Below are 306 nucleotides of genomic sequence, written 5' to 3' on the forward strand. Positions count from 1 at the left end.
CGGGTAGCCGGGGTCCAGCGGCACATAGGCGGCGCCAGCCTTGAGGATGGCGAGGATGGCGACCAGCAGATCAGGTTGGCGCTGGCAGCAGAGTCCGACGCGCTGCTCGGGGCCGATGCCGAGCTGCAGCAATTGCCGGGCCAGCTGATTGGCGCGGGCGTCCAGCTCACGGTAGCGCAGGGCCGTGGTTTCGCCTTGTACCGCGACGCGTTCGGGAAAGGCCTGGGCGGCGTGTTCGAACCAGCTGCACAGATCGGGGTGGGGCGGCGTGATGGCGAGGGAAGCGGGGCTTTGCGCCTGGGCGGC

The 306-nt window shown here is 70.3% G+C and carries 1 protein-coding gene; it reads right to left on the minus strand.

All coding sequences use genetic code 11. The annotated features are described in order from the left end of the window. Positions 1-306, minus strand: a 306-nt coding sequence (locus JW897_RS24195) for an AMP-binding protein (RefSeq protein WP_205467944.1), incomplete at both ends; no start/stop codon positions are given.

Origin of the sequence: Chromobacterium alkanivorans (genome assembly GCF_016937655.1) — a bacterium.
In the GTDB taxonomy this organism is placed as follows: domain Bacteria; phylum Pseudomonadota; class Gammaproteobacteria; order Burkholderiales; family Chromobacteriaceae; genus Chromobacterium; species Chromobacterium alkanivorans.